This window comes from Streptococcus sp. GMD1S (genome assembly GCF_000296875.1).
In the GTDB taxonomy this organism is placed as follows: Bacteria; Bacillota; Bacilli; order Lactobacillales; family Streptococcaceae; genus Streptococcus.
Genome location: NZ_AJQY01000071.1, coordinates 1 through 4,117 on the forward strand (window position 1 = coordinate 1; position 4,117 = coordinate 4,117).

At 35.8% G+C, this 4,117-nt stretch carries 3 protein-coding genes; 1 reads left to right on the forward strand and 2 read right to left on the reverse strand.

The window, feature by feature from the left end; translation table 11 throughout:
* Window positions 1-252: 252 nt before the first annotated feature.
* Together GMD1S_RS06775 and GMD1S_RS06780 are read right to left on the reverse strand one after the other, a co-directional pair.
* Complete coding sequence (locus GMD1S_RS06775; RefSeq protein WP_000593110.1) at window positions 253-882, reverse strand: ABC transporter ATP-binding protein; 630 nt, start codon at window positions 880-882, stop codon at window positions 253-255.
* Window positions 879-2,987: a bacteriocin-associated integral membrane family protein gene (locus tag GMD1S_RS06780; RefSeq protein ID WP_000724248.1), complete on the reverse strand. Its 2,109-nt coding sequence runs from the start codon at window positions 2,985-2,987 to the stop codon at window positions 879-881. Before GMD1S_RS06780 ends, GMD1S_RS06775 begins: the two co-directional genes overlap by 4 nt.
* A gap of 162 nt (window positions 2,988-3,149) precedes the next feature.
* Between GMD1S_RS06780 and GMD1S_RS06785 the strand changes: the two genes are divergently transcribed.
* On the forward strand, window positions 3,150-4,013 hold the full coding sequence (locus tag GMD1S_RS06785) for a helix-turn-helix domain-containing protein (protein ID WP_001268185.1): 864 nt from the start codon (window positions 3,150-3,152) through the stop codon (window positions 4,011-4,013).
* Window positions 4,014-4,117 lie beyond the last annotated feature (104 nt).

The following is a 4,117-nucleotide window of genomic DNA, read 5'->3' on the forward strand; positions in this document are numbered from 1 at the left end:
CAACACCTTCTTCACTTTATTCATAGAAGAGCCTCCTTTTATTTTTATACTTTATTGTTGTATAAATAATACTCCTCTCATTTTCGTTTGTCAAGAAAAAACTGTATTTTATTTCATTAAAATCAAGAAAAAGCTTATTATATGATATATTTTTACATATAATAAGCTTATTTATACTATTTGAGTTTTTAAAAATACAATTACCCAATTACAGGTAAGATGAAGAGATCAATGAACTCGCCACATTCTCTTTCACAATTCAATAACTCGATGGCATTGTTGAGCTACATAGGCATCGTGGGTAACGATAATGACCGTTTTCCCTTCCTTGTTCATATCTAAGAGAAAGTTTAAAACCAAATCTCGATTTTCAGGGTCTAGAGAGCCGGTTGGTTCATCTGCTAACAGGAGCTGACTCGGTTTTAAAATGGCTCTAGCAACTGCGATTCGTTGCTGTTCCCCTCCAGATAACTCTGAAACCTTCTGATGTAGGGTTGATGACAATCCCACTCTCTCTAAAATTTCTTCTATCTTTTTGCCTTTGTCCTTCTTGGATAATTTTACATACTTTAGAGCGAGCATGAGATTATACTCTACCGTTTCATTATCAATCAGAGCAAAGTTTTGAAACAGATAAGAGATATGTTCGCGGATAATCGCTTGCGACTTAACAGAATTGACAGGTACATTTTGCTGACCGAAAATTTCATAATGTCCACTGTAATCGCCATCTATCAAACCCAAGAGATTTAACAAGGTTGACTTGCCACTGCCACTTTTTCCAACAATGGCAACTAAATCTCCTTGGTTAATTTTTAGAGATAAGTTCTCCAAAATAACTTTTTTCCCAATGGTTTTCGTAACATTTTCCAACTTTATCATAAGTGATCCCCTTTCAATAACTGCACTACATTTCGTTTTTCCATCTTAGAGCCCAAGAAAAGTACAAACAGAATATCTAAGCCTGTAAATCCTGCGAAAAGCAAGAGCGGGAACAGTGCCTGTGTAAAGAATAGCAGGACTACAAAAGGGAAGCTATATACCAACAATAGAATCCTCAAGAAAGAACGATACCGATCTATCAATTTCCAACCCATGAACTTCTTGGTGATGATATCTGTTCGCTTCAATAAGAAAGTTGTTACTAGTAAGAAGTAGGAAATCATCATACTAAGAAGACCAACCAAAGCAAAGAGTATGTTGAAATTCCGAACAGCATCTCGATAAGAATCTACTTTCTCTTGTTGAATGGCTTGAATAGATGAAAATTTTAAATAATTCCCATCTGATAATTTCTCAACTAACGCTGTCACCTCTTTTTGATGTTGAGCTGTATTTTCGATTTTAATGGGATTATTTAAACCTGTTGTTGACAGGGAAGCTTTTTCATCCCACATCATATCAGAATCATTGACCAAGCTAATAATTGGATTGTAGAGATTTTCCTTTCGCTTCTCGTTATAAGGGAAGAATGACCAATCACCTTCATAGTAAGCAATCTCGATATCCATCTCCTCTATCGTTCGTTTTTGCTGCTCTTCATACTTCATAGAAAGATAGGCAATTAATTTCCCCAAGAGCTGATTTTTATCTTCTTCACCTTTCGTACTTGCTGGCATCAAAATAACTTTTTTAGTGCCGGTATCGGGTAACTTGAATTCCTTGCTCTTTAGAAAATTGCGATTAGCATAGTAAACATCCACCGTATCTGTTAACTGATATTGCTGAATCTGTTCTGATTTGACAAAATTTTTTACAGGAAGACTGCTACTTTGCACATAGCCCGCCTGCGTTTTTTCTACCAAATCCAGATAAAATCGATAGAAATAATCCACTGCTTGCCCTGAGCCTGCCAACTGCTCTTGCCACAGATTATCATTGAGTTGAAAAGTTTCCAAGGTCAGATAATTTCCTTGACTGATCCACTGTTTCTGGTAATCCAACTCTTTGTTTTCTTGCTCCAAACTTTTTCCTACCCCAACTAGCAAGACTGTCAGTAAAATAGTAGTTCCAATTTTCATCAAATAATTAAAGAGTAGACTAAATTTGAAAGATGAAAAACCTTTCAGCAAAGAGCTGATTGTCATTTTTTGAATTAAGAGGTAAGTCAACCAACTGATAAAGAGATAAAGTTGCAAAAGCAAAAAATGCGACAACCATAACATTGGGAACAAATCTTTTGGCTTGTAATCAAGCAAGAAACATACTCCTAGATTGATCACAAGCGCCCCACCTAGGAGGAGGTAGAGGTTGCCTTTCACAACATCAGCTAAAACAGCCCGATCTTGAAAACCCAGTAATTTTTGTACCCCAACTCTTTTCATATCCATCATCGGTTGATACACTGTCACTAACACAAGAAGTAAAATAGCCAAGACAAAAACAATGGCAGATAAAAGCAAATCTCGATTTATGACTTCCACTGCACTTTTATAGGTCGGCTCTAGCAAGGTAGCCTGGTCTATCTTGAAAAAATCGCTCCATTTCTGTACAATCCTATCCTTGTCCATCTCTTGTGTAGAAGTTATCGTATAGCGACCATTTAAACTACGAGATGTATCCTTGATATAGGTTTGAAAAGTCATAAGCTGAATAGGCTTGGCTTTTAGAAAAGTCGGAATCGTACCAAGTTTATTGGAAATTTCTTTATTACTGTAAACTCCCTCACCATCTGTGGTAAAATCAAGAGAAGAAATCCCAAACTCTTGGTAGGGAAAGGTATCTTTATCAAAAACACCAGACTTGACCACCTCATCACCACTGTCTGTTTTGATGATGGAGACTTTATACTCCTTTGATACATCCTCAAAAAATCGAAGAACAGATGCTGCAGGTTCATTAATATCTTTCAAATACAAATCCAAAGAATCTACAGTCTTTCCCATTTCCCGAATCCGCACCACTTCTCGTGTGTAGTTTATATTAAAAACAAAAAAAGTGGTACACAAAAGCAGGAGTAACATACAGAAATTACTGATTTTTTTCATAAAAGTACCTCCTTAGTACTTTATCATCTTAGTCGTAGAATTTATTCCCTTTTTTCACAAATTTATTTTAGATTTCTTTTTTACTTTTTATACTACTATGATACAATATTTTTAATCAGTTTCTATTTTCTGTTAACTTTTTTCACGAACAAGGAGGAGATCATGCGCTACGATTTTGGAAATGTTTATAAAGAAATACGTGAGTCAAAAGGATTAACCCAAGAAGATGTCTGTGGTAGCGTCCTTTCAAGAACCAGCCTATCAAAAATCGAAAGCGGGAAAACAACTCCTAAATATGAGAATATGGAGTTTCTTCTCCGACAAGTCAATATGAGTTTTGAAGAGTTTGAATATATCTGTCAACTTTATCAACCAAGTCAACGCACAGAAATTATGCAAACCTATCTCAATATGAGCTCAATCCTAGGGACTAATGAACTCGAAAAACTATTTCAAAAATGTCAAGACTACCTCAAAACTCACCACGACCTCCCCATCAAAGAGATACGAGATATGCTAGAAATTGTTATCTATATTCGCCAAAATGGGACTAAAAAACTGTCAATCGAAGTTAACAATACTGTAAAGAAGCTATGGAAGAAGATAGAAAAGCAGGACACTTGGTACGAGAATGACTTAAAAATTCTCAATACCATTCTCTTTACCTTTCCTATAGAACATATCCATCTCATCACTGGAAAAATCTTGCAACGCTTAGAAGTCTATAAAAACTATCAACATTTATATGACTTGCGAATGGCAATCCTACTCAACCTCTCCACCATTTACTTATACAATCAAGATAGAAATATGTGTAAACAAATATGCTATACTTTACTAGAAGATGCCAAGAACAAGAAAAGCTACGATAGGCTTGCTATCTGCTATGTCCGTATTGGGATTTGTACGGATGATTCTAAACTTATCCAAAAAGGTTTCTCCCTTCTGGAACTAACCGATGAAACCTCCATGCTATCTCATCTCAAAAAAGAAGTAGAGACCTATCATCAACCAAAGGAAATATAAAAAAGTCGAGGGATTTCCTCGACTTTTACATATTTTTCTGTTAGCTAGTTCTTAATACCAACCGTTGTTAAGCCAGAAGTTCTTGGCAGCTGTCCATGAACCGT